The organism is Rhizobium sp. BK538 (assembly GCF_014197575.1).
Taxonomy (GTDB): domain Bacteria; phylum Pseudomonadota; class Alphaproteobacteria; order Rhizobiales; family Rhizobiaceae; genus Rhizobium.
Window position 1 is genome coordinate 1 of record NZ_JACIFT010000001.1, and the last position, 23555, is coordinate 23555.

General features: G+C 59.1%; 20 protein-coding genes and 2 pseudogenes. 14 read left to right on the forward strand and 8 right to left on the reverse strand.

The window, feature by feature from the left end:
• Positions 1 to 609 precede the first annotated feature (609 nt).
• The 3 genes and pseudogenes from FHX09_RS00005 to FHX09_RS00010 form a co-directional block, all read left to right on the forward strand.
• A pseudogene (locus tag FHX09_RS00005) lies at positions 610 to 1274 on the forward strand (ABC transporter transmembrane domain-containing protein); the annotation flags it as partial.
• A 7-nt stretch (positions 1275 to 1281) separates the two neighbouring features.
• Entirely contained in the window at positions 1282 to 1413 is a 132-nt protein-coding gene (locus FHX09_RS30250) for a hypothetical protein (RefSeq protein WP_281040941.1), read from the forward strand.
• Between the two features lie 183 nt (positions 1414 to 1596).
• A complete protein-coding gene (locus tag FHX09_RS00010; protein WP_184448928.1) occupies positions 1597 to 2331 on the forward strand; it encodes a LuxR family transcriptional regulator in 735 nt (244 codons plus the stop codon).
• A 329-nt stretch (positions 2332 to 2660) separates the two neighbouring features.
• Here the strand turns inward: FHX09_RS00010 and FHX09_RS00015 are convergent, their stop codons facing one another.
• The 6 genes from FHX09_RS00015 to FHX09_RS00040 all read right to left on the reverse strand — a co-directional run bounded on the left by FHX09_RS00015 (position 2661) and on the right by FHX09_RS00040 (position 8625).
• The gene (locus FHX09_RS00015; RefSeq protein ID WP_184448930.1) at positions 2661 to 3044 is read right to left on the reverse strand and encodes a hypothetical protein; all 384 of its coding nucleotides are present in this window, start codon (positions 3042 to 3044) and stop codon (positions 2661 to 2663) included.
• A 476-nt stretch (positions 3045 to 3520) separates the two neighbouring features.
• On the reverse strand, positions 3521 to 4258 hold the full coding sequence (locus FHX09_RS00020) for an ABC transporter ATP-binding protein (protein WP_184449242.1): 738 nt from the start codon (positions 4256 to 4258) through the stop codon (positions 3521 to 3523).
• Positions 4258 to 5100 (reverse strand): ABC transporter ATP-binding protein, encoded by an 843-nt coding sequence (locus FHX09_RS00025; protein ID WP_184448932.1) that lies wholly within the window; start codon positions 5098 to 5100, stop codon positions 4258 to 4260. Before FHX09_RS00025 ends, FHX09_RS00020 begins: the two co-directional genes overlap by 1 nt.
• On the reverse strand, positions 5087 to 5989 hold the full coding sequence (locus tag FHX09_RS00030; protein ID WP_132588176.1) for an ABC transporter permease: 903 nt from the start codon (positions 5987 to 5989) through the stop codon (positions 5087 to 5089). Before FHX09_RS00030 ends, FHX09_RS00025 begins: the two co-directional genes overlap by 14 nt.
• Entirely contained in the window at positions 5986 to 7014 is a 1029-nt protein-coding gene (locus FHX09_RS00035) for an ABC transporter permease (RefSeq protein WP_132588175.1), read from the reverse strand. Before FHX09_RS00035 ends, FHX09_RS00030 begins: the two co-directional genes overlap by 4 nt.
• 15 nt (positions 7015 to 7029) lie before the next feature.
• Positions 7030 to 8625 carry an ABC transporter substrate-binding protein gene (locus FHX09_RS00040; protein WP_132588174.1) on the reverse strand — a complete coding sequence of 532 codons (1596 nt, stop codon included), beginning with the start codon at positions 8623 to 8625 and terminating at the stop codon, positions 7030 to 7032.
• Between the two features lie 132 nt (positions 8626 to 8757).
• Here FHX09_RS00040 and FHX09_RS00045 point away from each other — a divergent pair, with 132 nt between their 5' ends.
• The 4 genes from FHX09_RS00045 to FHX09_RS00060 all read left to right on the forward strand — a co-directional run bounded on the left by FHX09_RS00045 (position 8758) and on the right by FHX09_RS00060 (position 14187).
• Complete coding sequence (locus FHX09_RS00045) at positions 8758 to 9468, forward strand: FadR/GntR family transcriptional regulator (RefSeq protein ID WP_132588282.1); 711 nt, start codon at positions 8758 to 8760, stop codon at positions 9466 to 9468.
• Positions 9469 to 9534: 66 nt separating this feature from the next.
• Positions 9535 to 10515, forward strand: a complete 981-nt coding sequence (locus FHX09_RS00050) for a mannonate dehydratase (protein WP_184448935.1) — start codon at positions 9535 to 9537, stop codon at positions 10513 to 10515.
• A gap of 47 nt (positions 10516 to 10562) precedes the next feature.
• A complete protein-coding gene (gene kdgD, locus FHX09_RS00055) occupies positions 10563 to 11492 on the forward strand; it encodes a 5-dehydro-4-deoxyglucarate dehydratase (protein WP_183718666.1) in 930 nt (309 codons plus the stop codon).
• Between the two features lie 763 nt (positions 11493 to 12255).
• Positions 12256 to 14187: a methyl-accepting chemotaxis protein gene (locus FHX09_RS00060; protein WP_184448937.1), complete on the forward strand. Its 1932-nt coding sequence runs from the start codon at positions 12256 to 12258 to the stop codon at positions 14185 to 14187.
• Between the two features lie 332 nt (positions 14188 to 14519).
• On the opposite strand, the gene FHX09_RS00065 is transcribed toward FHX09_RS00060, so the two are convergent.
• Both FHX09_RS00065 and FHX09_RS29505 read right to left on the reverse strand, forming a co-directional pair.
• Positions 14520 to 15686: an ATP-binding protein gene (locus tag FHX09_RS00065; protein ID WP_184448939.1), complete on the reverse strand. Its 1167-nt coding sequence runs from the start codon at positions 15684 to 15686 to the stop codon at positions 14520 to 14522.
• A pseudogene (locus FHX09_RS29505) lies at positions 15679 to 16057 on the reverse strand (hypothetical protein); the annotation flags it as partial. The gene FHX09_RS00065 and the pseudogene FHX09_RS29505, both read right to left, overlap by 8 nt.
• A 277-nt stretch (positions 16058 to 16334) precedes the next feature.
• Here FHX09_RS29505 and FHX09_RS00070 point away from each other — a divergent pair.
• The 7 genes from FHX09_RS00070 to FHX09_RS00100 are packed head-to-tail and all read left to right on the forward strand — an operon-like array spanning position 16335 to position 23530.
• Positions 16335 to 16835, forward strand: a complete 501-nt coding sequence (locus tag FHX09_RS00070; protein ID WP_184448941.1) for an NADH-quinone oxidoreductase subunit J — start codon at positions 16335 to 16337, stop codon at positions 16833 to 16835.
• Entirely contained in the window at positions 16835 to 17137 is a 303-nt protein-coding gene (gene nuoK, locus FHX09_RS00075; RefSeq protein WP_007795349.1) for an NADH-quinone oxidoreductase subunit NuoK, read from the forward strand. The genes FHX09_RS00070 and nuoK overlap by 1 nt, the downstream gene beginning before the upstream one ends.
• Positions 17138 to 17141: 4 nt before the next feature.
• Positions 17142 to 18605 (forward strand): monovalent cation/H+ antiporter subunit D family protein, encoded by a 1464-nt coding sequence (locus tag FHX09_RS00080; RefSeq protein ID WP_184448943.1) that lies wholly within the window; start codon positions 17142 to 17144, stop codon positions 18603 to 18605.
• A complete protein-coding gene (locus FHX09_RS00085; protein WP_007795354.1) occupies positions 18602 to 18856 on the forward strand; it encodes a hypothetical protein in 255 nt (84 codons plus the stop codon). The genes FHX09_RS00080 and FHX09_RS00085 overlap by 4 nt, the downstream gene beginning before the upstream one ends.
• Positions 18849 to 20609 carry a Na(+)/H(+) antiporter subunit D gene (locus tag FHX09_RS00090; RefSeq protein ID WP_184448945.1) on the forward strand — a complete coding sequence of 587 codons (1761 nt, stop codon included), beginning with the start codon at positions 18849 to 18851 and terminating at the stop codon, positions 20607 to 20609. Before FHX09_RS00085 ends, FHX09_RS00090 begins: the two co-directional genes overlap by 8 nt.
• A gap of 9 nt (positions 20610 to 20618) precedes the next feature.
• A complete protein-coding gene (locus FHX09_RS00095) occupies positions 20619 to 22094 on the forward strand; it encodes an NADH-quinone oxidoreductase subunit M (RefSeq protein ID WP_184448947.1) in 1476 nt (491 codons plus the stop codon).
• Positions 22091 to 23530, forward strand: a complete 1440-nt coding sequence (locus tag FHX09_RS00100) for an NADH-quinone oxidoreductase subunit N (RefSeq protein WP_184448949.1) — start codon at positions 22091 to 22093, stop codon at positions 23528 to 23530. Before FHX09_RS00095 ends, FHX09_RS00100 begins: the two co-directional genes overlap by 4 nt.
• Positions 23531 to 23555 lie beyond the last annotated feature (25 nt).

Sequence of the window (23555 nt, forward strand, 5' to 3'; positions counted from 1 at the left end):
ACCCCGACGCCGCTGCACAGCGACGCCGACATCGAGCATCTCGTCGATGCCCTGCATTCGCTCTGGTCGCGCTGCGCCCTGGCGCGGCACGTGGCGTAGCCGCCTTAGCCTAGTCCACGACAAAATCGCGGGCGATGTCGCGACCGATCGCCCGCAGGTGGTTTGAGATTTCGGTCCTCAAGTGGTCCCTCGGACCAAACTCACGCAGAATTTCCTGAGCACGCGTTGCCGCGGGTTCCTCCCGCGGCTCTCCCACAAAATAGCCCGTTCCAACAGACCACATATCGCATCCAGCCCCGAGCAGCGCCTCAACTAAGGAAGCCACGCGCGCTGAAGAAGACGCCGACGATTCTGCCAATGCCCGGTCCTTGATGCGAGGTTCTTGCGTACGCCTCCGGAGGATACGAAACGCACCCCATAAATAGGGTTGATTTACTTATGAAAAGTTAAGGGCAGGGCGGTCGACGGGACGCCGTCGCGGGATCGATCTAGTAAGCCTAAGGGCGTCCGGTTTCGAAACGCTCTCCAATAATTGATCATCATCAAAGACGCTGCAGTCCGTCAGGTGGACAAGGGCACCGTCACATTTATTCGGAGATCAAGGTGTTGATGGTAGCCCAGCACGACCGACAGACTTCCAGTCTCAAAGACCAGTCGCTCGAACGCGACGACGGAAGCCGGCATCTAGCGTCCTCGCAAAAACGAGCCGCGGCCAGCCTCGTACGCCTCGCTCCTTTCCTGCGACATCATCGCGGGCTGACAATATGCGCGGTTCTGGCGCTCACGTGCGCCGCGTTGATTTCGCTCTCTCTGCCGATGGCCGTTCGTCGCATGATCGACAATGGTTTCGGGCAACCCGACGGGACGTTCATCGACAAATACTTTCTCATGGTGATGGCTCTGGCTGTCGCGTGGCCGTAGCCGGCGCGCTACGCTACTAGTTTGTCGCCACTCTCGGTGAGCGGATCGTGACGGACCTTCGCGCCAAGGTCTTCAATCATATCGTTCGTCTTCCAGCTCGGTTCTTTGACTGCAACCACTCGGGAGAGATAGCGTCGCGCCTTACAGCAGACGCCACCCAGATCAAAGCGGCGGTCAGCCTGTCGGCGTCCGTGGCTCTGAGAAACGCGATCCTCTGTGCGGGCGCGCTCGGCATGATGTTCGTCACCAGCCCGCGCCTATCGACGATCGCCGTCGGCGTAATTCCGCTCATAATTGCGCCGCTGATCTACTTCGGACGGTCTGTGCGCAAGAAATCGCGCGCCGCACAGGATGCGGGTGATGGACGGAGGCCGGATCGTGGAGCAAGGCACGCATTCTGCGCTTTTGCGCGGCGGGGGACTCTACAAGCGTCTGGCTGAACTGCAGTTCAAGACACCGGACGGTCCAGAGCATGATAAGAACGCCGCATAGGACCGTGGCGAAAGCGGTCGGAAGGAAGCGTGACGCCTTGCGCGGTGGGCGACGGCGTTCGACCAGATGCCAAGCCAATAGCAATCTATTACCCGGCACACGACCTTCATCAAGTCGTTAAGCTTCGGCTAACTGCCGAGCGCCATAACTGGGGTAGATTCTGCAATAACCGAAGCTGCCCCGATGCCCGTCAACGCCATTTCGATCCTATCTCCAGACGCATTGGACGACTACATAGACCTTCGCTCGGTTCCGAAGCACCGCTACTTTGGAAAAAACGAACTCATCGATAGGCTCCGGTTGGCCGTGCCCTTCGATTACATTTTCATTTCAGGACTCGATGTCGACCACTACCGTTTCGGAGGGGGCTTCTCCATCGACACCGATCTGCCACCCGCGTTCATCGAAGCGTATATGGCCGATCAACTCCTGTTCGTGGACCCGCTCGTCCAGGCCAGCAAGTCATCAACGGCGGTGGTAATCGAGAGCGACGTGTATCAGAAACAGGAAGTTCCCCAAAGGCTCCTGTATCTTCAACGGACGTTCGCAGTCCACAACAGGACCATCGTTCCAATCCTTCGAGACAGTACCGTCTATGGAGCAGTCGGCTTCACGCGGTCCACTCCGTTCAACGACGACGAGATCACGTTCCTTGCTCTGATCGCCGAGGCGATCCACACCGCGGTCACAAAACCGCTTGTCGACCGCTTCGCTGCAAACCATTTGCGGTTGTCGAAAGGTGAAATAGCGTGCTTGTCGAAGGCGAGCCTCGGACTAACCAGCCAGGGTGTTGCAAAGGCGACCGGATACCAAGTCGAGACTGTGAACAGTTACATCAAGTCGGCGGCCAAGAAGCTCGGCGCATCCAATCGGACCCAGGCCATAGCCGAGGCGATCCGACGTCGATTGATCGTCTGATCAGCGGTTCCCGGCAGTCTGGCTCCGATGGCGCCCAAAGAGTGCCCGTCCCTCCATAGGGAATACTCCGCTTCTCATCAGCCGCCGAACGCACTTTGACGAAGGCTGTCGCGCTCGATGCCTGATCGATGACGACGGGCTTCCTTCGCGGTGGGCGCTGCAAACCGCAATCGGACTGGTGCGGAAATCTTTGTCGCGGTCAGCGCGATCGTCGGGCGGCCGTGTCCTTTCGGGCCATTCTCTTGCAACGCTCGCGCGGCCATGGCCTGCATTTGATGAGATAGGTCGCGCCGGGCAGGAAAGGCTGTCCGACGCTTTGCCCGGCTCCATCAGCGGCGCGAATTTCGCTGGCTTCCGACTATCGCAAACGATGCGAATCCATGCATTTCGCCGAAAAGCAGGCGCTTGCGAACCAATACGGCCATGACCCTTGCGGCAGTCGAAAAGCTCATCTGGTCCAGTGGTCCATCGCCCTCCCATGGCTTTGTCAGGCGGTCGGCGATTGCGCCGGCCATGTGCATTGGAACGATGTCGTTGCAGTGCCGCATAGCCTCAAACACATGGCTGATTGGGATCACCCGTCCTTCGAAGGTAACGATCGGCTCGACCAATTCGTCGTCCCATTCCTCGAAGACGTACACTGCCTCGCGGAAAAGCTCTTGAAGCGTAATTGGAGCATGTCCTCCATGAAGCGGGGGCAAAGCATTTGTCATGTCTGTCTCCTCTCAGGCCTTTTGTCCAAGGCTGTCAGTGCCATAATTACACGACTATTTTTATAGAGTAACTTATGGATGAGGAAGCCCTTTGTTCCAATATGCATCGCGCAACCTGTCAACGGACTGAGATTATGACCATATTTTTTTGAACCTCCGATACTTGCCGGACCGATGTGGGTAAAACATCTGGCCGCTATCGAGACCGATTGTCTCCAATCACACAACGTCAACGGCTTCCAGTGGAGGATGCGTCGGGGGATCTGAAGCGGTGAGGGCTTGAACGCGGCTTGCCCGCATCGTCGGATTTTCTTCAAGTTCAAGTCGCGGAACGACGAACTGCAAGGGTCATGCTATCCGGCGCGCTGGCGATCGCGTCGCGCATGTTGCATGCCACGAAGGACATCACATTCAATCGGCGCCGTCGAAGAGCGCCTCACCAATCCGTGCGGTTCGATCGCTCACGCGATCTTAGGTCAGATGAAGCTTGCGCCGAACAATTCGCGGCCATAGGCGTGGTGGGTTACCCCCGCCTGCAGATCCGCCTTGGTGAGCTCGTCGACGAAGCGGCCGTCCTTCATGATCAAAACGCGATCGCACATGTGCGCGATGACGGCGAGATCGTGACTGACAAGCACATAGGTCAGGCCTCGCTCATCACGCTGATCTGCCAGGAGGTTCAGAATTTCCGCTTGTATGGAAACATCCAGCGCCGAGGTTGGTTCATCGAGCAGGAGAATGGGTGGCGAAAGTATCAGGGCCCTGGCGATCGCAACGCGCTGGCGCTGCCCACCGGAGAGCTCATGGGGGAAGCGGTTGGCAAAGCCTGCCGGCAGACCGACCTGGCGCAGGGCCTTGTCCACCTTCTGCCAGATATCGACGTGGTTCATAGCCCTCAAAGGCTCGGCGAGCGCCGTTCCGATCCGATGACGGGGGTGAAGCGAACCGTAGGGATCCTGGAAAACCATCTGCCCACATTTGAGGTCCTCGCGGCTGCGCGTCTTGCCGACGACCCTGCCGGCCAGCGCAATCTCTCCTGACCAGCCCCGTTCCATACCAGCAAGGCAGCGCAGCAGGGTGGACTTGCCGCAGCCAGACTCGCCGACGATGCCCAGGGTCTCACCACGCGCCACCTTGAAGTTCACTTCCTTGACCACGTGATTTTCCTGCTTGCCCGAAGCAAACACGACATCGAGATCGCCTACTTCAATCATCATGCATTCTCCAGATCGAGCTTTGTCCGGTCGAGAACAGCAAGGCGCCGTACCGGATTTTTCGGATCCGGCATCGCTGCCATAAGTCCTCGTGTATAGGGATGGCGCGCGTCTTCGAGCCGGGTCAGCGTTTCGATCACGCGCCCGGAATACATGACGATAATCCGCTCGCAAAAAGCTGCGACCATGCGAATGTCGTGGCTGATCAACAGCAGTCCGGAATTATTCTCCCGGACGAGCTCATCGAGCAGTGTCAGCACATCCTTCCTGACGCTGACATCGAGGGCCGATGTCGGCTCGTCGGCAATGACCAGTTTCGGCTTCGCAAGGAGCATCATGGCAATCATCACGCGTTGCCCCATGCCGCCGGAAATCTGGTGCGGATAAAGCGTCATCACGCGTTCCGGGTCGTTGATCCGCACGCGCTCGAGCGCTCTGGTTGCGGCGGCAAGCGCAGCGCGGCCGCGCAGATCAAGATGCAGGCGAGCCGCCTCGGCGATCTGCTTGCCGACCGTCAGCACCGGATTGAGCGAGTAGCGAGGATCCTGCATGATCAACGCGATGTCCTTGCCCCGAATCTTGCCCATCTGCCGCTCCGGCAGCGACAGAAGGGGCCGCCCGTCAAGCTCGAGACGCGACGCCGTGACATTAGCACTCGGCGGTAGAAGGCGCATGATCGCGCGTCCCGTCGTCGATTTGCCCGAGCCGGACTCGCCGACGATCCCGACGCGCTCACGCCCGACGTCGAAGCTTACGTCGGACACGGCGGGAACCGCGCTCCTGGCGAAACTCACGTTCAATTTCCTGATGGAAAGCAGGGGTCTCATCTCATGATCTTGCATGGCGAGGATCCAGAATGTCGCGAAGCGCATCGCCCGCGATATTGAAGGCAAGGCTGGAAATCAGGATAGCCAAGCCCGGCATGACGGCAACCCACCAGTAGTCCAGCATGAACTTGCGTCCGTTCGATATCATTGCGCCCCACTCCGGCGCCGGAGGTTGTGCACCCAGTCCGAGAAAGCCGAGGGAGGCGGCCGTCAAGATGATCCCGGCCATGTTCAACGTCAGGCGAACGATCACCGAGGGGATGCACATGGGCGCGATGTAGACGAGCAGGATGCGCAGCGGCGAGGCTCCGTAAAGCCGCGCAGCAGCGACGTAGTCGGCGTTCCTGACAACCAGAGCCTCGGCGCGTGCCAGCCGGGCTATCGGCGGCCAGGCAGTCAGGGAAATGGCGATGATCGCAGTGGTCAGTCCGGCGCCAAGGGCCGCGGCAAACGCAAGCGCCAGGATCAGCGAAGGAAAGGAAAGAACGATGTCTGTCGCTCTCATCAGCAGCGCATCGGTGCGGCCACCGAAGAAGCCAGCAACCACGCCGATCAGGAGACCGATGGGACCTACAATCAGAGAAATCGAGAGTACCGTGTGAACGGTGATCCGCGTTCCGTAAATCAGCCGGCTCAGAATGTCGCGCCCGAACTCGTCGGTGCCGGCCCAATGCGCGGCACTCGGCGGCTGCAAGGCGTCGGAAAGAACCTGGATATTCGGATCGTAGGGCGCAAGCCAAGGGGCAATAATCGCGACGATGCAGAGCAGCCCAAGAATGACGAAGCCTGCAAGACCGAGCGGCTCCTGCACAAGCTTCGAGACGATACGGGCCGAAGACGCTATGATGCGTGCTGGAAGGCTCGGTGGACGAATAGGAAGATTGGTGTCAATTGCCTCGCTCATCGCGCCGCCTCTCTCGTGCGCGGATCGAAGATCGCATAGGCGATATCCGCGAGGAAATTCAGAAACATGAAGATGAAACCGATGACGATCGTACCTGCAACGACGGCATTCATGTCGCCGATCATCAGCGCGTTCGTCATGTATTGACCGATGCCTGGCCATGAAAAGACGATCTCGGTCACGACCGCGCCTTCAAGAAGCCCACCGTAGGAGATCGCAAGAATGGTGATGAGCTGTACGGCAATGTTGGGAAGAACGTGGCTGATGACGGTCCTTGCCGGGCCGACGCCTTTTGCGCGCGCGGCAATCACATAGTCCTGGCTTAGCTGTTCCAGCGTGAAGCTGCGTGTCATCCGGGTAATGTAGGCCATGGCCGCATAGGCAAGGATGACAGCTGGGAGAATGATGTGGCCGAGTGCGTTCCAGAAAATCTCGGTTTCGCCCTGCAAAAGGCTGTCGACCAGCAAGAGGCCCGTCTGCGGCGTGACGAGGCCCTCGTAAAAGACATCCATGCGTCCAGGGCCACCAACCCAGTTCAAGCCGGCATAGAAGATAACCAGGCCGACAATTCCGAACCAGAAGACCGGGATCGAATGACCGACAAGTGCAATCACGCGAGCAACCTTGTCGATGAAACTGTCGCGAAAAAGCGCGGCAGTCAGGCCAAAGGGTACACCAACAAACGTCGAGATGAGAATTGCCAGGGTGGCAAGTTCGAATGTCGCCGGGAATGCTTGGGCGAGATCCGCCGATACCGGATTGCCGGTCAGAACCGCCGTCCCGAAATCGCCCTGAGCGAGCCCCTTCAGATAGATCAGAAATTGCTGGTAGATCGACAGGTCAAGGCCGAGCTTCTGGCGCATGGCGGCGTAGGCAGCCGGATCTGCAAGCTCGCCGACGATGGCCCCGACAGGATCGGCGGGCAAGACGCGGCCGATCACGAAAGTGACGCACAGAAGGATGAAGAGGCTGAGAACGAGATGCCAAAGCCGCCATCCCAGTTCGGTTACGGACAGTTCTTTCATGATCGGCGACCTTGTTTATTCGGTCTCGGCCTTGGTCACGCCTTCAAGGCGCGTTATCAGATTGGGATGGCCGACATAGCCCTGAACCTTGCTGTTCAAGACGATGGGTTCGAAACGCTCGAACATCGGCAGCACGGCGGGCTTTTGGTCGATGAACATCTTCTGCATCTCAACATAAAGCTCGCCGCGTTTTTTGGGGTCAGGCTCCATCGACGCCTTTGCCGTCACTGCGGTCAATTCCGGAATGTCCCAGGCCGAGCGCCACACGAAGTTGCCGGCATTGTTGGCTTCGAGCGAATTGTCCGGATTGGATGCAAACTGCTCCATCGCACCGAGGACGTTCGGCATGTAGGCGCCAGTCTGTGGGATCAGGAGATCAAAGTTTCTCGCCCGGTGGGCCGAAATGATGTCGGAGCCATTTCCCTGCTGGACATCGACCTTGATGCCGATCTGGCCGAGTGAGGCCTGAATGGCCGTTGCCAGATCGACACGAGGTGTCTGAGCTATGGTCTTCAGCGTCAGGGAAAAGCCATCCTTGAAACCCGCGTCGGCCAACAGCTGCTTTGCTTTGGCCACATCGAGGTGCCAGTCCGGACTTGGTACCGCATACTCGTAATTCTCTGGTACCGGGACCGTCCTGACGCGACCGTACGGCCCCATGATCGTCTTTTCGATACCCTGATAGTCGATGCTGTAGGCGATCGCTTCGCGCACCTTTGGATTGGCGAGATACTTGTTGCCCGCGTTCATCGCCAGAACATAAAAACCGCCGGTGGGCACGCGCTGAACCTCAAAGCCCTTCCTGCCGTTGAAAATCGCCAGATCAGACGCCGTCAGGGCGCTGGCAAGATCGATGTCGCCGCGCTCCAGCATCAAGCGTTCGACCTGGCTTTCAGGCACATGCCGGACGATGACACGGCGCATCTTCGGCGCGCCCGCGACATAGTCCTTGTTGGCGTCAAGAATGACGAGCTCGTTCGGCGACCAGCGATTGAGTGTGAACGGACCGGAGCCGGCAGAATGGGTTCTAAGCCAGGCGTTTCCATAGTCGTCGTTGACGACGTGCTTTTCGACCTCGACGCTGTCGACCACGCTCGCAATCGCCATGGCGAGCCGGTAAAGCAAAAGTTCCGACGTCACCGTGTCGGAAAGATCGATACGCACGGTCTTGACGTCAATCGCTTTGACCAACTGGTCGACATTGTCTTTCGTGTAGCCGACTCGCTTCAGGTTTGCTGCCGCAGCCTGGTCGAGCTTTAGAAGTCGCCCTAGAGAATAGACAACGTCCTTCGACGTGACCGGATTGCCTGAGGCAAACGCTGCTTCACGCAGCTTGAAAGTGATCCCCTTGTCATCGACCTGCCAGCTTTCTGCAAGCTGCGGCACGATCTTTCCGTCCGGCGTCGTTGCCACCAGCCGATCGTAGAGGTTTGACATGATCTCGACGGCCTTACCTTCCGTCGCTTGCTGCGGGTCGAGCGACAGAACCTGGGCCAGCGATGTCCCGATAACAAGCTGGTCAGCGGGCGTGGCCGCCTTGAGCTCCTGGGCCGCCATGGTGAGCGCACTTAAGGCGACGCTTACAAACAGACTTCTGGGAAAATACTTCATTGCAACTCCTCCCTGAGTTACTATACGAGACATAATATGTCGTCCGTATGTCGTATTATGATTTATCGAAGATCAGAGCGCTTTGCAAGCGTCGTGCGGACGAGACCGGATGGATAGATTGGGACGGGCATGATGGTAACGATCAATCGCGGCAGGCAGCGGCTGGCACAGCAGGTCATCGATCAACTGCGCCTGCAGATCGAGACGGGAAAGCTGCGAGAGGGGGATCAACTGCCAACCGAGCCGCAGCTTGAGGCTACCTTTGGCGTCAGCCGGACGGTCGTCAGGGAGGCAATTGCCGACCTGCGCGCGGCAGGCTTTGTCCAACCGGTTCAAGGCAAGGGTGTCTTTGTCGCCGACCCCAAAACAAAGACGGGTCTCTCGCTCACGCCAATCGAAGTAAAAAGCATCCCAGAGACCCTTGAATTGCTGGAATTTCGAATGGCTGCCGAAGGCGAGGCCGCGGCCATAGCAGCCTATCGCAGGACAGCCGAGCAAGAAGCCGCCATCCGCGCGGCCAACAGGAAGATGGCGAATTTGATTGAAGCTGGGCAACCGACCGTCGAGGCCGACTACGAGTTTCACATGGCCATCGCTGCCGCTACGAACAACCGGTTTTACGTCGATGTTCTGCGCCACTTCGGTCCTCGTGCCATACCGCGCGGACAGTTTCCGACCTTGCCGGAAGCCAATGACCGCGCCTATCTCGAAAAGGTCCATGCCGAGCATGGGGAGATCCTCTCGGCCATCGCAGATCAGGATCCGGATCGGGCCCGCCAGGCCATGCGCGCCCACATGATGGCAAGCCAGCGACGCTATCGAATGCTCGCAGAGCAGCAATAATACTCGACAGCCTCCGAAATTCATATTATGTCATATGACATGATCTGATCATTCGGGAGGATGAAGGTGTATTTGGGAACGCAGGTCGCAGTGCGCGACGATGACGATTTTCGTGTTTTTGCTCAGCTTGGGGTGAAGCATATATCGGCCGATCCGCCGGGCGCCCCGTCAAGCTGGACGCTGGAAGATCTAGAGCGTCATCGTGATCATGTGGAAAGCTTTGGGCTTGTGCTCGACATGATCCAGCTTCCCCTGCCGTCGAAACCGATCGAGAACGCATCCTATCCCGATATCCTCTTGGCCGGGCCCGAGCGCGACCGGCAGATCGACGCTGTCTGCCAGATGATCGAGAACTGCGCCAAGGCAGGCATACCTGCGACCAAATACAATCTCAATTTGATCGGCATTCCGCGCACCGAACTCGAAAAAGGCCGCGGCGGATCGCTCAACGAGGCATTTCGTTGGGACAAGGCGGACCACCAGGCGGCGCCTGGCCTTGCGGGAGTGCTCCGGGAGGACGAAAACTGGGAGCGTATCGATTACTTTCTCGAACGGGTCGTTCCCGTTGCCGAAAGCAACCGCATTCGCCTTGCCTGCCATCCCCACGATCCCTACACGCCTCCCGGCTATCGCGGCGTCATGCGCGTGCTTGGGACGGTCGACGGGCTCAAGAAGTTCGTCCAGATGCGGGAAAGCCCCTATCACGGTTTGAACTTCTGCCAAGGGTCGATCGGCGAGATGCTCGAAAATCCGCGTGAGGAGATCAACGACATCATTCGCTGGTTCGGCACACGCGACAAGATCTTCAACCTGCACTTCCGCAACATTCGCGGCGGCGCGCTTTCCTTCATGGAAACCTTCCCCGACGAGGGTGACATGGACATGGTCCGGTCGCTGAAAGTGTATAAGGAGGTCGGCTACAAATACATGGTCATGCCGGATCATGTACCGAGCATCAGCGGTCGCGATGCCAGCGGTGTAGCCTTCAGCTTTTGCTATGGTTACATCGCCGCCCTGCTTGAGGCCATGGAAGCCGGGCATCTGTGATCGCGCCTCCAAATCCTTCGATAGAGCAATAACTCAAGGACATTGACATGGAACCCGATGCCATCAAGAAAGCGGTCGGCGACGGCTTGCTTTCCTTTCCCGTGACGCATTTCGACAGCGACAACACGTTTGACGAGGCGGCATACCGCACACACGTCGACTGGCTGGCTGGCTTTCAGGCAAGCGCACTTTTTGCAGCCGGCGGTACCGGCGAGTTCTTCTCACTCAATCCTGCGGAGGTGCCGCTGGTCATACGTGCCGCCAAGAAGGCAGCCGGCAAGACGCCAATCATTTCGGGAACAGGCTATGGGACCTCGCTTGCAGTCGAGATTGCACGATCAGCCGAAAGGGCCGGCGCCGATGGGCTGCTGCTCCTGCCGCCATATCTGATGTTTTCGGAACAGGCCGGCCTGGTTGCGCATGTAAAGGCAGTCTGTAACGCAGTCGGGATCGGGGTGATCGTCTATAACCGTGATAACGCCATCCTGTCGGCAGACAGTCTTGCGCAACTCTGCGACGAATGCCCCAACCTGATCGGTTTCAAGGATGGGGTCGGGGACGTCGACCGCGTCATTGAGATCACCACCAAGATTGGCGACCGCCTCGTCTATGTTGGCGGCATGCCGACGCACGAAGTCTATGCTCAGGCCTATTTCGCCGCTGGTGTAACGACCTATTCGTCAGCCGTCTTCAATTTTGTCCCGGAACTGGCACAACGTTTTTATCAGGCGCTGCGAAACGGCGACCAAAGGACCGTCGACCGGATTCTCAAGGATTTCTTCTTCCCATTCGTTGCCCTGCGCAACCGAAGAAGAGGCTATGCAGTCTCGATCATCAAGGCCGGGCTAAAGGTGATAGGCCGCGATCCCGGCTCTGTCCGGGCTCCACTCACAGATCTGACAGAAGAGGAAATTTCCGTGCTGGAGAACATCGTAGCAGCTGCCGATACCGCAAGTCTCAGGCTTGAGACCGCGTAGAGACGCCTTGCTTCACCCTGCAATGTCGTACTGAGTAGACTGCGCCTTGGACGTATCGGTGCAACGCCCGGCCAGGCGCAGTCGAAGGCGCGCCTCAGCTGTTTCTAGTTCGAGCAGGGCGGTTCACGATCATGTCGTCAAATCGAGCAGTCAGCCTTCGCGGCGTAGCCACGTAACGTTCTGACCCCATGACGCATGACGCATGAGAAGGCCCTGTCGGTGGAAGAGATTCCCACGATTGGAATCGAGATTGCCAAGTTGGTGCTCCAGGTGCACACAACTAACGCGACGGGCATGGTCGTGGTCGACGGCAATTGAAGTGCCGCCAGGTTGTGCAGTTCTTTGCGACACTAATGCCTCTCCTCATGCTAACGCCCCCTTCCGGCTCGAGGAACTCACCAACCATACCAGTATCTGAGGAAGCGATCGCTCCCGGAAGATACACGTACTGTCGCGGCATCGCTGGAAGCACTGGTATCAGCTGCAAACAGAGTGATTCAAAGCCGGATCAAGAAAACCAAGCAGCTTTTGAATTGCAACCTGCAATACTTGTGCGACACATTGTTTGGCCAGAGTATAATTATTTTGCTCATATTATAGTTATTAACCATCTTTCATTATCTGTTTATTCACGAGTGCTTTCTTCAGACAAAGCGAGAAATGAGTTCAACGGCGCTCGGCCGGGTGCCCCCGGATAACACTCATCGTTGCGGCATCGCGCAATTCGTTGCTTGCGCGGCTATTTGCGCTTGGAGGATTGCAAATGACTTTCCGTTTTGGCATCGGCCCCCGCCTTTATGCAGCTTTCGGTTTCCTGCTGCTGCTCATGATTGGCTTGACGCTCTTTTCCATTTCAAAGATGAACTATGTCGACCACGACCTCGTGCAGATTAACGAGGTCAACAGCGTCAAGCAGCGCTTTGCCATCAATTTCCGGGGCAGCGTTCATGACCGGGCAATTGCCATTCGCGATGTCGTTTTGCGCGATGACCCTGCCGGCCGTCAGACCGCGATCGATCTCATTGCAAAGCTTGCCGCGACTTATGCGCAAAACGAGCAGAAGATGAATGCGATGATCTCGATGCCGGGCGCTGCGACTGAGCCCGAGAAGGCGATCGTTGCGGAGATTGCCGACGTTCAGTCGAAAACCAATCCGGTTGTCGCAGATATCATCGCGCGCCAGATGGCGAATGACCCGGTGCAAGCCAAGAAGATGCTAATCGAGCAGGCAACGCCTCTCTTCGTCAACTGGCTCAAGGCCATCAACAAGTTCATCGATTATCAGGAAAACTTGAACAAGTCAGTCGGCAGTGGCGTCAGCGTCGTCGTCGCGGGCTTCCAGACGCTGGCACTGGGGTCATTGGGAGGCGCCGTGCTTATGGCTATTGCCGCTGCGTTCCTCGCGACCCGCTCGATCACTTTGCCGATGGCCAAGCTGCAGATCGCCCTGCAGCGGATGGCAGAGGGCAACAACGAAAGCACCAGCGATATCGAGGCCCGCAGTGACGAGGTCGGCGATTTGGCGAAGGCCGTTGGCGCCGTGCGCGAGGCCGTGACCTCGCAGGCTGAGGCGCGCGCCGCAGCCGACGCCCGGCGCACCGCTGATGAGAATGCGCGGCTCGAAGCAACCGCGGCGGAACGCGAGGCGCTATCGGCGCAGACGAACGATGCCGTTCAACAGCTCGGCCAAGCACTTGAGGAAATGGCCGCCGGCAATCTCGATATCCGTCTCGACAAGCCGTTCGCTGCATCTCTCGATACGCTGCGCCTTAACTTCAACAACTCGGTCGAGAAGCTTCAATCGGCGTTGAAGACGATCGGCGATAACGCTTTGTCGATCGATGCCGGTGCCCGCGAGATCAGCGGAGCTTCGAATGATCTGGCAAAGCGCACCGAACAGCAGGCCGCATCAATTGAACAGACTGCCGCAGCGCTCGATGAAATTTCGACGACGGTCAATGACTCGACCCGTCGCGCCGAAGAGGCCGGCAACCTTGTTGCACGAACACGCACAAATGCCGAGCGCTCGGGCGAAGTCGTGAAGCGTGCGGTTGCCGCGATGAGCCAGATCGAAGGTTCCTCGAACGAGATCAACAATATCATCAGCGTCATTGATGACATTGCATTCCAGACCAACCTGCTGGCACTAAACGCCGGCGTCGAGGCTGCCCGGGCCGGCGAGGCGGGCAAAGGCTTTGCAGTCGTCGCTCAGGAAGTTCGCGAACTTGCACAACGCTCCGCCCATGCAGCGAAGGAAATCAAGCAACTGATCAGCAATTCCGGTGATCAAGTGCGTTCCGGCGTGACCCTGGTCGGCGAGACTGGTACGGCGCTGACGGAGATCGTCAGTGAAGTGCAGGAAATCAACCGCCACGTGAGCTCAATCGTCGAGGCTGCGAAGGAACAGTCTACGGCGCTCAAAGAAATCAACGCCGCGGTCAATTCACTCGATCAATCCACGCAGAAGAATGCGGCGATGGTCGAAGAGACATCCGCAGCCAGCCACAAGCTGGCTGACGAAGCGGGTTCGCTGACAAGCCAGCTGTCAAAATTCCGCTTTCAGGGCTCTGCCGGGACGACGCAATCTGCCCATGCACCGCGACTGCCACAGAGAAACGCTCCAGCGGCAAAGATACGGAAGGTCTCGACAGCTTTTGCTGGCGGTGCGGCGGCTGAAGATTGGCGCGAATTCTGAAATAAACGACACGATACAAAGCGCCGCGACCGTCGATGTCGCGGCGCTTTTTCGTTCAGATTCTCGTCATTGGCATTATCTTAGGCTCGGCTGCGAACGCGGCCGTCTTTTCCACGCAGGGAGACCTACTTGGCTGATAATGGCACACCATTGCTTCGATCCTTGGTCTTCACCGCCGCCTTATTCGCTTCCGCACCGGGCGTGGCATCGTGGAGCGTCGAAAATGATCGCTCTACGTCAATCAAGCACAGCTGGCGGATACCTTGGATGGTTTCCGAAATGCGGGTCGCAACGGCATCCTCGGGACGGTCGCCCGGCTCGTAGACCCTCGTTCAATCGGTGTCGTGCAAAAGCGTTCCTGCTGTCGGAAGAGACATTGCAACGACGTCACCCTTGAGCGGATAGGTTTCCCGACCCGGATAGACAACAATCCGCCTTTCGGGCTGAAGGTCTTCGCACGCAAGGTAGAATCCTTTTTCGACTTTGGGTGTCAGGCTCCGCTTGACTTCAATGGCCCAGGGACGGCCACCTGGTCGCGTCAGCAGCAGATCGATTTCTGCGCCTGCCGCGGTTCTATAGAAATGCGCCTGCGTATCGCTTGGAGCGGCTGCAATCAGCGTTTCAATGACAAATCCTTCCCAACTTGCGCCTACCACCGGATGACCAAGCAACTGTTCCTCGGTCGCGAGTCCGAGCAGGGTGTGGGTGATGCCGCTGTCGCGAACATAGATGCGGGGCGACTTCACCAAACGTTTGCCGAGGTTAGCATGCCAAGGTTCAAGCCGACGCACGAGCAAGAGATCGACCAGCAATTCGAGGTAGGATGCGACGGTTTTGCCGTCAACGCCGAGTGCGCGGGCAAAATCGGCTGCATTCAGAACACTGGATTGGCGGTGCGCGAGCATAGTCCAAAAACGCCTGAGCGTTTCGGCTGGAATTCTTGGACCGAGCTGCGGGATATCTCGTTCCAAATACGTGCGAATGAAATCCTGCCGCCAGCGTTGGCTTGCCTTATCGCTAGGGGCCAGGAAGCTATCGGGGAACCCGCCGCGAAGCCACAGTGCATTGAGATCTGCTTCTGCGATCTCGAGGCCATCGATTGGCTGCATTTCAAGATAGGCTATTCGGCCCGCCAGTGTTTCGCCCGACTGTTTGAACAGTTCGATGGACGCTGATCCAAGGAGCAGGAACTGACCGGCTCTGCGGCCGGATCGCCGGCCGCGGTCGATAAGACCTCGCAGGTTCTGGAACAGGTTCGGCAAACGCTGTACTTCGTCAAGGATGACCAACTTATCGCTGTGCTGGCTCAAATAGAGTTCTGGCTCGCTGAGCTTGGCGCGGTCAGCATCGGACTCCAGGTCCAAGTAGATCGACGGTCGTGTTTGGCTGATGTCGAGCGCCAGCGTTGTCTTGCCCACTTGCCGCGGGCCAATGAGTGCGACGGCAGGCTGAGAGCCGATCAGGTCGTTCAGTTCACGTTCAATTCTACGCTTAATCATCCTTGTATTTATGGAGCTTTACTCCATATTTGCAAGAAAGGAATGCAAGAATGTTGGTGCGATGCGGCCTGATTGATTGACTAGCACTGCACCGCTGCATCGCCTCCTGCGGCGGCACCTGCCGTGTGGCTGCCTCGGTCAGATAGCCGGACCGAAACCCATGCGCCGGGAACTTGTCCGGCTCCAGGTTGGCCTTTCGGCGGCGTGACCGACTGGGGCGTCAGTGGCCGCCGATCGATACTGCCCCGTTGATCGATGCGTCGAAAGACTGGTCCAGCTTCGATTTTCGCTTGAGAGAGCCAGGCCTTCAAAGCGGTGACGGGCCGGCCGATCATCAGCCATTGGACATCGTCATCGGCCTGCGTTGTCTTGGCGGCCGCGGTGGGCGGCACCCCGCCCGCAGCGAAGGTCGGCGCGGCTGCGCATATTCGGGGAGCATATTGACCATCGGGCGCAGGCTCGCTCCGCCAGCCTCTCGCGAGCGGGGCTCGCCACAATCGGATCGGCCCGGTCTTGCTCCACCAATGACAATAATCTTGTGAAAAATCCGAGACTAGGGCACAATTTATAAATGCACCTGAAGTGCGCAACTATCTCAAATCCGGCCGTCTCGCGCTGGGTCACAGTTGTCGTGGGAGGGTCGCGTCGATGGGTCAGGGGTTCTTTCTTCTGTTCGCGACGGTGTCCGTGATTGCGGCCCTGACTGTGGTTATGGCGCGCAGTCCGGTTCACAGCGCATTGGCGTTGATGGCTTGTTTCCTGCAAATCTCTGCTATCTTCATCTTGCTCGACGCGCCGTTGCTCGCGGTCATCCAGATCTTCGTCTATGTCGGCGCGATCATGGTCCTGTTCCTGTTCGTGATCATGATGATCGATGTGCGCGAAGCGATTTTGCAGCGGTTCTTGCCGGGCGGCAACCTGCCGGCGCTGGTGCTGCTCGTCCTGCTTGGTGTCGAGATGCTCGTGCTGGTGCTGTGGAGCAAGCGCTTTTCGGTCACCGAGCCCGCCGCTGTGCGCGGTGGCGATGAGATCAGGCAGCTCAGCACGACGCTTTTTGCCGACTACCTGCTGCCGTTTGAGGCCGCCTCCGTCATCCTGCTCGCCGCCCTGGTCGGTGCCATCGTGCTGGCGCGGAAGGAGCAGGAGTGATGGTTCCGCTCTCCTGGTATATCTTGCTCGGAGTGGTCCTGTTCGTGATCGGGGCGGCAGGCGTGCTCATCAGGCGCAATATCCTGGTCGTGCTGATGTCGCTGGAGCTTCTGCTCAACTCGGTCAACATCAATTTCATCGCCTTCGGGCGTTACGACGACGATTTCCGCGGGCAGATCTTCGCGATCTTCGTCATCGCAATCACAGCGGCGGAGGTTGCCGTCGCCCTCGGTATCCTGGTCGCCCTCGTGAGGAACAAGTCCACCCTCAAGGTCGACGACGTGACCATCATGAAAGGATAGCGGTTTGGACCCGGTGATATCGATCCGGCCGCTGCTTGCCGTTGCCGTCGCAGGTCTGGCGGCCCTTGCGATTCTCCTCCTGAACAACCGCGAACGACTCCGCGATCTCGTCTCGCCATTGGCGGCTATCGCCATGTTCGCAATTGTCGCCTCGATGGCGCCGACGGTGCTTTCGGGCGGGACGATCGACTTGCGCCTGTTCGAGATCCTGCCGGGGATTGACTTGGCTTTCCGGGTCGATGCGCTTGGCATGGTGTTTGCCACCGTTTCTTCGCTGCTGTGGATCGCGGCGGCGATCTATTCCATCGGCTACATGCGGCACTTGAACGAACACGCGCAGACCCGCTTCTTCGCCTGCTTTGCCACCAGTCTCGCGGCGGCCGTGGGCGGCGCCTTCGCCGCCAACCTGTTCACGCTGGTGATCTTCTACGAGATGCTCAGCCTCGTGACCTATCCGCTCGTTTACCACCACGAGGACAAACAGGCGTGGACGGGCAGCCGCAAGTACCTTGTCTATTTGATGGGCGCCTCGAAAAGCGCGCTTCTCGCCGCGCTGGCGCTGACCTACTCCATTGTGGGGTCGCTCGATTTCAGGGCAGGCGGATTGTTGGCGGGCGTCAATGCCTCGGCGCCGCTGCTGACGGTCGTCTATTTCTGCTATCTCTTCGGCTTCGCCAAGGCCGCGATAATGCCCATGCACGCCTGGCTGCCGGCGGCGATGGTGGCGCCGACACCGGTCAGCGCGCTCCTGCATGCGGTGGCCGTGGTCAAGATGGGCGTGTTCTGCGTGCTGCGCGTGGTGTTCCATGTCTTCGGCACAGGGCTGATGGACAGTCTGCACCTGGGCATCGCCACGGCCTATCTGGTCTCGTTCACGATCCTGATGGCGTCCGTCTACGCCCTGACGCGCGACGACCTGAAGGCGAGGCTCGCCTATTCGACGGTCAGCCAGCTCTCTTATATCGTGCTGGGCGCGGCTTTGCTCTCGCCGGTCGCTATGGTCGGCGGAATCATCCACATTGCGGCTCACGCCTTCTCCAAAATCACCCTCTTTTTTTGCGCCGGGTCGATCTATTGTGCGTCCGGCAAGCGGAACATCAGCGACATGGCCGGTATCGGCCGCAGGCTGCCCTGGACGATGGGCGCGTTCTTCGTCGGCTCGATGAGCATGATCGGGGTGCCGCCGACCGCGGGCTTCGTCAGCAAGTGGTATCTGACGCTGGGCTCGATGCAGGCGGGGGACGTCGCGTTCCTGATTGTGTTCCTGGTGAGTTCGGTTCTCAACGCCGCCTATTTCCTGCCTGTGACCTATCTCGCCTTTTTCAAGACGGAGGCCGAGAAAAGCCCGGCAACGGTCCGTGAAATCCCGATGATGACGATCCCGCTGGTGGCAACTGCCATCCTGTCGGTGTCGATGGGCATCTTCCCCAACTATTTCCTCGCCCTGGCGGAAGGAGTTGTCAGATGATCAAGCGCGTGGTCGATTTCTTTGGTGACGAAGAATACGCCAACCAGCGGCGCCGGCTGTTCTATCTGGTGCTCGTTCTGATCGTCATCGCCGACTTTCTGGTCCCCCGCGAACACGCGGTTTATCTGTGGGACCGCCTGCCGGGCTGGTCGGCCGTCTATGGCTTCTTATCCTGCGTTCTGCTGATCTTCGTTTCCAAGTTCCTTGGCCATCAGGGCGGACTCATGCGGCGCGAGGACTATTATGATTGACTTCGCTCATCCGGCCCTGCTGTTCATTCTTGGCACCCTGCCGATCCCTTTCCTCACCGGATCGATCCGGAAGGTCTATCTGCTGCTGATCCCGGCGCTGGCGATCCTTGCAGTGGTAACGGTCCAGCCGGGCAGTTATGGAGCGGCGCACTTCCTCGGGCAGGAAATCCTGATCGCCAAGGTCGACAAGCTGAGCATCGTCTTCGCCACCGTTTTTGCCATCATGGCTCTCATCGGAACGGTCTACGCGCTGCACTTGCCTCGTCCCGGCCAGCATGTCGCTGCCTTCGCCTACGTCGGCGGCGCGCTCGGCGTGGTGTTCGCCGGCGACTACCTGACGCTCTACCTGTTCTGGGAAACCATGGCCTTTGCTTCTGCCTATCTGGTCTTCGCCCAGGGCGGTCGACAGGCGATCAATGCCGGGTTCCGGTATATCATGGTCCATGTCACTGGCGGCGTCGTGTTGCTTGGGGGCATCATTCTCCATGGAACCTCGACAGGATCGCTGCTCTTCGGACCGATCGAGGCGGGGATGGGCGCCGGCGCCTACCTGATCCTTGCCGGGTTCCTTCTTAACGCCGCGGTACCACCCCTCAACGCCTGGCTGACCGACGCTTACCCAGAGGCGACCGTCACCGGGGCGGTATTCATGAGCGCCTTTACGACCAAGACCGCCGTCTATGTGTTGGCGCGCGCGTTTCCCGGGACCGAGCTTCTGGTCTGGCTCGGTACCGCGATGGCGCTCTACGGTGTCATCTACGCGGTGCTGGAGAACGACTGCCGGCGGCTCCTGGCCTATCACATCGTCAGCCAAGTCGGCTACATGGTGGCCGGCATCGGGATCGGGACCGAGATGGCGGTGAACGGTGCCACGAGCCATGCCTTCGCGCATATCCTCTACAAGGCTCTCCTCTTCATGGGGGCCGGGGCGGTCATCTACGTCACCGGGCAGCGCAAGCTCACCGAGCTTGGCGGGCTCTACAAGAACATGCCGCTGACGGTGGCGCTCTACATGGTCGGCGCCTTCGCGATCTCGGCCTTTCCATTTTTCTCGGGCTTCGTCACCAAGTCGATGGTGATAGCCGCTGCCGGACAGGATCATCGCGCGCTGGTGGTACTGGCGTTGACGATGGCCTCGTCGGGGACGTTTCTGCACACCGGGCTCAAGCTCCCGTATTACATGTTTTTTGGCACAGACCGGAAGCTTCAGGCGCGGGAGCCGCCGCGCAACATGCTGGTTGCGATGGGCATGGCGGCGGTCCTCTGCGTTGCGATCGGCGTATTCCCGCAGCCGCTTTATGCGCTTCTTCCCTATCAGGTGGACTTCGAACCCTATACGGGCAGTCATGTCACGGAGAGCCTCGGCCTGCTGATGTTCACCGCCTTCGGGTTCGTGCTGTTCCTCAAGGCCCTCGACCCGGAGAAGACGATCAGCCTCGACACTGACTGGTTCTATCGCAAGGGGGCGCGGCTCTTCATGTGGTTCGCCGAAAAGCCGCTGGCACGCTATGAGAAGGCGGTGAGCGACGTGTCCGAGACCGCGGCATTGCCCTTCCTATATGGTGCAGCGCGGGCGGGACTGCGGATCGATCTCATCGGCGTAGACGCCATCGTGAATGGCGTCGCCCAAACGATCCTGCGCGGCGGCGGGACGCTGCGGCGGCTACAGACGGGTGTCGTTACCCATTACGCGCTGGCGATGATTGTCGGTGTAATCGTAGCCACCGTCGTCTTCGCCGTAGCGTGGCGGTAGGGGGGATCCATGGGGTTACCGCTCCTGAGCCTCATCGTATTCACGCCCGCTGTCGGGGCAGCGGTCCTGATGTTTCTACGCAGCGACGGTGCGGTGCGGTGGACGGCGCTGGCTGTCACCGTCCTCGACCTCGCTTTCTGCATCGCCATGCTGGCCGGTTTCGACACCTCGACCCACGAAATGCAGTTCACCGAGGTGCGGCCGTGGGTGCCGGCACTCGGCATAACCTTTGCGCTCGGTGTCGATGGGATCAGCGCGCTTTTCGTGTTCCTGACGGCGCTGCTGGGGGCGGTTTGCGTGCTCGCCTCGTGGGTCGCGATCGACCGCAAGGTGAAGGAGTTCATGGTCAGTCTGCTGGTCATGCAGGCGCTGATGCTTGGGGTGTTCTCAGCGCTCGACCTGTTCTTGTTCTATGTTTTCTGGGAGGCGATGCTGATCCCGATGTACCTGATCATCGGCGTCTGGGGCGGAGACGGCCGGATCTACGCGGCTTTCAAGTTCTTCCTCTATACGCTGGCGGGCAGCGTCCTGTTCCTGATCGGCGTCATCGTGCTCTACATCAACGGCGGCAAGACCTTCGACATCCTCGCCCTGACAGCGAAGGACTTGCCGTTCGGGGTCCAGTCGTGGCTGTTCTTCGCCTTCCTTGTCGCCTTCGCGGTCAAGGTGCCGATGGTCCCGGTCCATACCTGGCTGCCGGACGCCCATGTGCAGGCGCCAACGGCAGGCAGCATTATTCTCGCCGGAGTGCTCCTGAAAATGGGCGCCTACGGATTCTTGCGGTTCTCGCTGCCGATGCTACCGGAGGCATCGCTATATTATTCGACACTGATGCTGGCGCTTTCAGCGCTTGCAATCGTCTATGGCGGGTTGCTTGCACTGGCGCAGGACGACCTCAAGAAGCTGGTGGCCTATTCCAGCATCAGCCACATGGGCTTCGTGACGATGGGGATTTTCGCGCTGAACCTGCGAGGGCTCGAGGGCGCCATCCTGCAAATGTTCAATCACGGCGTAACGACGGGCGCCCTTTTTTTGTTCGTCGGCCTGATCTACGAGCGGACCCACACCCGCAGCATCGCCGATTATGGCGGGTTGATGAAGGTGGCGCCGGTCTATAGCGCGTTTCTTGCCTTGTTCATTCTGTCATCGATGGCGCTGCCGGGAACGAATTCGTTCGTCGGCGAGTTGCTCGTGCTGGCGGGCGGGTTTGCCGCCAACCTGGCTGTCGGCGCGGCAGCCATCTTGGGTGCCTTACTGGGCGCGGCCTATCTGCTTGGCATGTATGGCAAAGTCGCGCTTGGTCCGCCCAGCGTCGGCGTGCGGTTCAAGATACGTGACGTAAATGCCCGCGAGGTCGCTGCGATGCTGCCGCTGGCCGTCTTCGTGCTCTGGGTCGGGCTCTATCCAAAACCTTTTCTCAACATCATTGACGCATCGGTTCACCATCTGCTGGCGCACGTGCACGGCGAGGGGAGCGGCCGATGACCGCCACCGCGCTTTTCCAGTCGATCGTGGCGAGCCTGCCCGAAATCGTGGTGATCATCGGAGCTTGCATCCTGCTGATCCTGGGGCAATTCGTGCAAAAGAGGCAGGAACACTTCCTTGTCTGGGCCTCCGTCGCCATTGTGCTGATGGCCGCCGCGGCGACACTCATGCTGGCGAGCGAAGTACGGCCGGCCTACACCGGCATGTTCATCGCCGACCGCTTCGCGGTCTTCTTCAAGTTCGTGTTCTACATCGCGACCGTCCTGACATTCCTCCTTTCCCGAAAATATGCCGATATCGAAGGGATCGGCAGCAGCGAATACTATGTCCTGCTGCTTTTGGCGCTTTCGGGAATGATGATCATGGCCTCGGCGACCGATCTCATGTCGATCTATGTGGGCCTCGAGTTGATGGTGCTCTGCACCTATGTGCTGACCGGCTTCCTGCGGCAGGAGCGGCGATCGAACGAAGCGGCGCTGAAATATGTGATCCTCGGCGCGGTCTCGACCGGGATCTTCCTTTACGGCGTTTCGCTGGTTTACGGGCTCACCGGCACGACACAACTCGACGGGATGGCTGCGGCGGTGACCGGCGATCCCCTCGATCCCGGATTGCTGCTGGCGGTGGTCTTCATTGTCGCGGGGCTGGTCTTCAAAGTCGGCGCGGTGCCGTTCCATATGTGGGTGCCGGACGTCTATGAAGGCGCGCCAACCACGATCACCGCCTTCATGTCGGTGGGCCCCAAGGCGGCGGGGTTCGCGGTGATCCTGCGGGTGTTCCTCAACCCTCTGATCGCAGCCTCGGATGTCTGGATCATCGTCGCGGTCATTGCGGTGGTGACAATGGCGCTCGGCAGTTTCGTGGCTCTGGTGCAGGATAATTTCAAGCGCCTCCTGGCCTATTCCAGCATTGCCCATGCTGGGTTCGCCCTTTTCGGCGTGGCGGCCGGCGGTGCGGACGGTATCGCCAGCGTGATGCTTTACCTGCTGATCTACGCTTTCATGAATCTCGGCATTTTCGGTACCATCATCATGATGCGGAACTCCGATTTCTCGGGCGAGGTTGTCGAAGACTATGCGGGTCTCGCCAAATCGCATCCCGGTCTGGCGCTTGTGATGCTGCTTTATCTGTTCTCGCTGGCCGGCATTCCGCCGACGGCCGGGTTCTTCGCCAAGTTCTACGTGCTGGTCGCGCTGGTCGAGCGAGGTTTCGTCATGCTGGCGGTGATCGCGGTGCTGCTGAGCGTCGTCGCCGCCTACTTTTATATCCGCATCGTCATGGTGATCTACATGCGCGAGCCGGAGAAGATGTTCGACCCGGCGCTGACGCCTATGGTGCGCGCCACGCTGGCCTTCACCGCCGCCGGCACCATCGGCATTGGCCTGTTTCCAGCGTGGTTTCTGAGGCTTGCTCAGCATTCCGTGTTCGGCGGCTGATCTATTGAATTTGCAATGATCCACC

Bases quoted from the DNA above. Each gene is read 5' to 3' on its own strand.
- FHX09_RS30250 (WP_281040941.1), top strand. From the start codon at position 1,282: ATGGACGGAGGCCGGATCGTGGAGCAAGGCACGCATTCTGCGCTTTTG.
- FHX09_RS00010 (WP_184448928.1), top strand. From the start codon at position 1,597: ATGCCCGTCAACGCCATTTCGATCCTATCTCCAGACGCATTGGACGAC.
- FHX09_RS00015 (WP_184448930.1), bottom strand. From the start codon at position 3,044: ATGACAAATGCTTTGCCCCCGCTTCATGGAGGACATGCTCCAATTACG.
- FHX09_RS00020 (WP_184449242.1), bottom strand. From the start codon at position 4,258: ATGATTGAAGTAGGCGATCTCGATGTCGTGTTTGCTTCGGGCAAGCAG.
- FHX09_RS00025 (WP_184448932.1), bottom strand. From the start codon at position 5,100: ATGCAAGATCATGAGATGAGACCCCTGCTTTCCATCAGGAAATTGAAC.
- FHX09_RS00030 (WP_132588176.1), bottom strand. From the start codon at position 5,989: ATGAGCGAGGCAATTGACACCAATCTTCCTATTCGTCCACCGAGCCTT.
- FHX09_RS00035 (WP_132588175.1), bottom strand. From the start codon at position 7,014: ATGAAAGAACTGTCCGTAACCGAACTGGGATGGCGGCTTTGGCATCTC.
- FHX09_RS00040 (WP_132588174.1), bottom strand. From the start codon at position 8,625: ATGAAGTATTTTCCCAGAAGTCTGTTTGTAAGCGTCGCCTTAAGTGCG.
- FHX09_RS00045 (WP_132588282.1), top strand. From the start codon at position 8,758: ATGGTAACGATCAATCGCGGCAGGCAGCGGCTGGCACAGCAGGTCATC.
- kdgD (WP_183718666.1), top strand. From the start codon at position 10,563: ATGGAACCCGATGCCATCAAGAAAGCGGTCGGCGACGGCTTGCTTTCC.
- FHX09_RS00060 (WP_184448937.1), top strand. From the start codon at position 12,256: ATGACTTTCCGTTTTGGCATCGGCCCCCGCCTTTATGCAGCTTTCGGT.
- FHX09_RS00065 (WP_184448939.1), bottom strand. From the start codon at position 15,686: ATGATTAAGCGTAGAATTGAACGTGAACTGAACGACCTGATCGGCTCT.
- FHX09_RS00070 (WP_184448941.1), top strand. From the start codon at position 16,335: ATGGGTCAGGGGTTCTTTCTTCTGTTCGCGACGGTGTCCGTGATTGCG.
- nuoK (WP_007795349.1), top strand. From the start codon at position 16,835: ATGGTTCCGCTCTCCTGGTATATCTTGCTCGGAGTGGTCCTGTTCGTG.
- FHX09_RS00085 (WP_007795354.1), top strand. From the start codon at position 18,602: ATGATCAAGCGCGTGGTCGATTTCTTTGGTGACGAAGAATACGCCAAC.
- FHX09_RS00090 (WP_184448945.1), top strand. From the start codon at position 18,849: ATGATTGACTTCGCTCATCCGGCCCTGCTGTTCATTCTTGGCACCCTG.
- FHX09_RS00095 (WP_184448947.1), top strand. From the start codon at position 20,619: ATGGGGTTACCGCTCCTGAGCCTCATCGTATTCACGCCCGCTGTCGGG.
- FHX09_RS00100 (WP_184448949.1), top strand. From the start codon at position 22,091: ATGACCGCCACCGCGCTTTTCCAGTCGATCGTGGCGAGCCTGCCCGAA.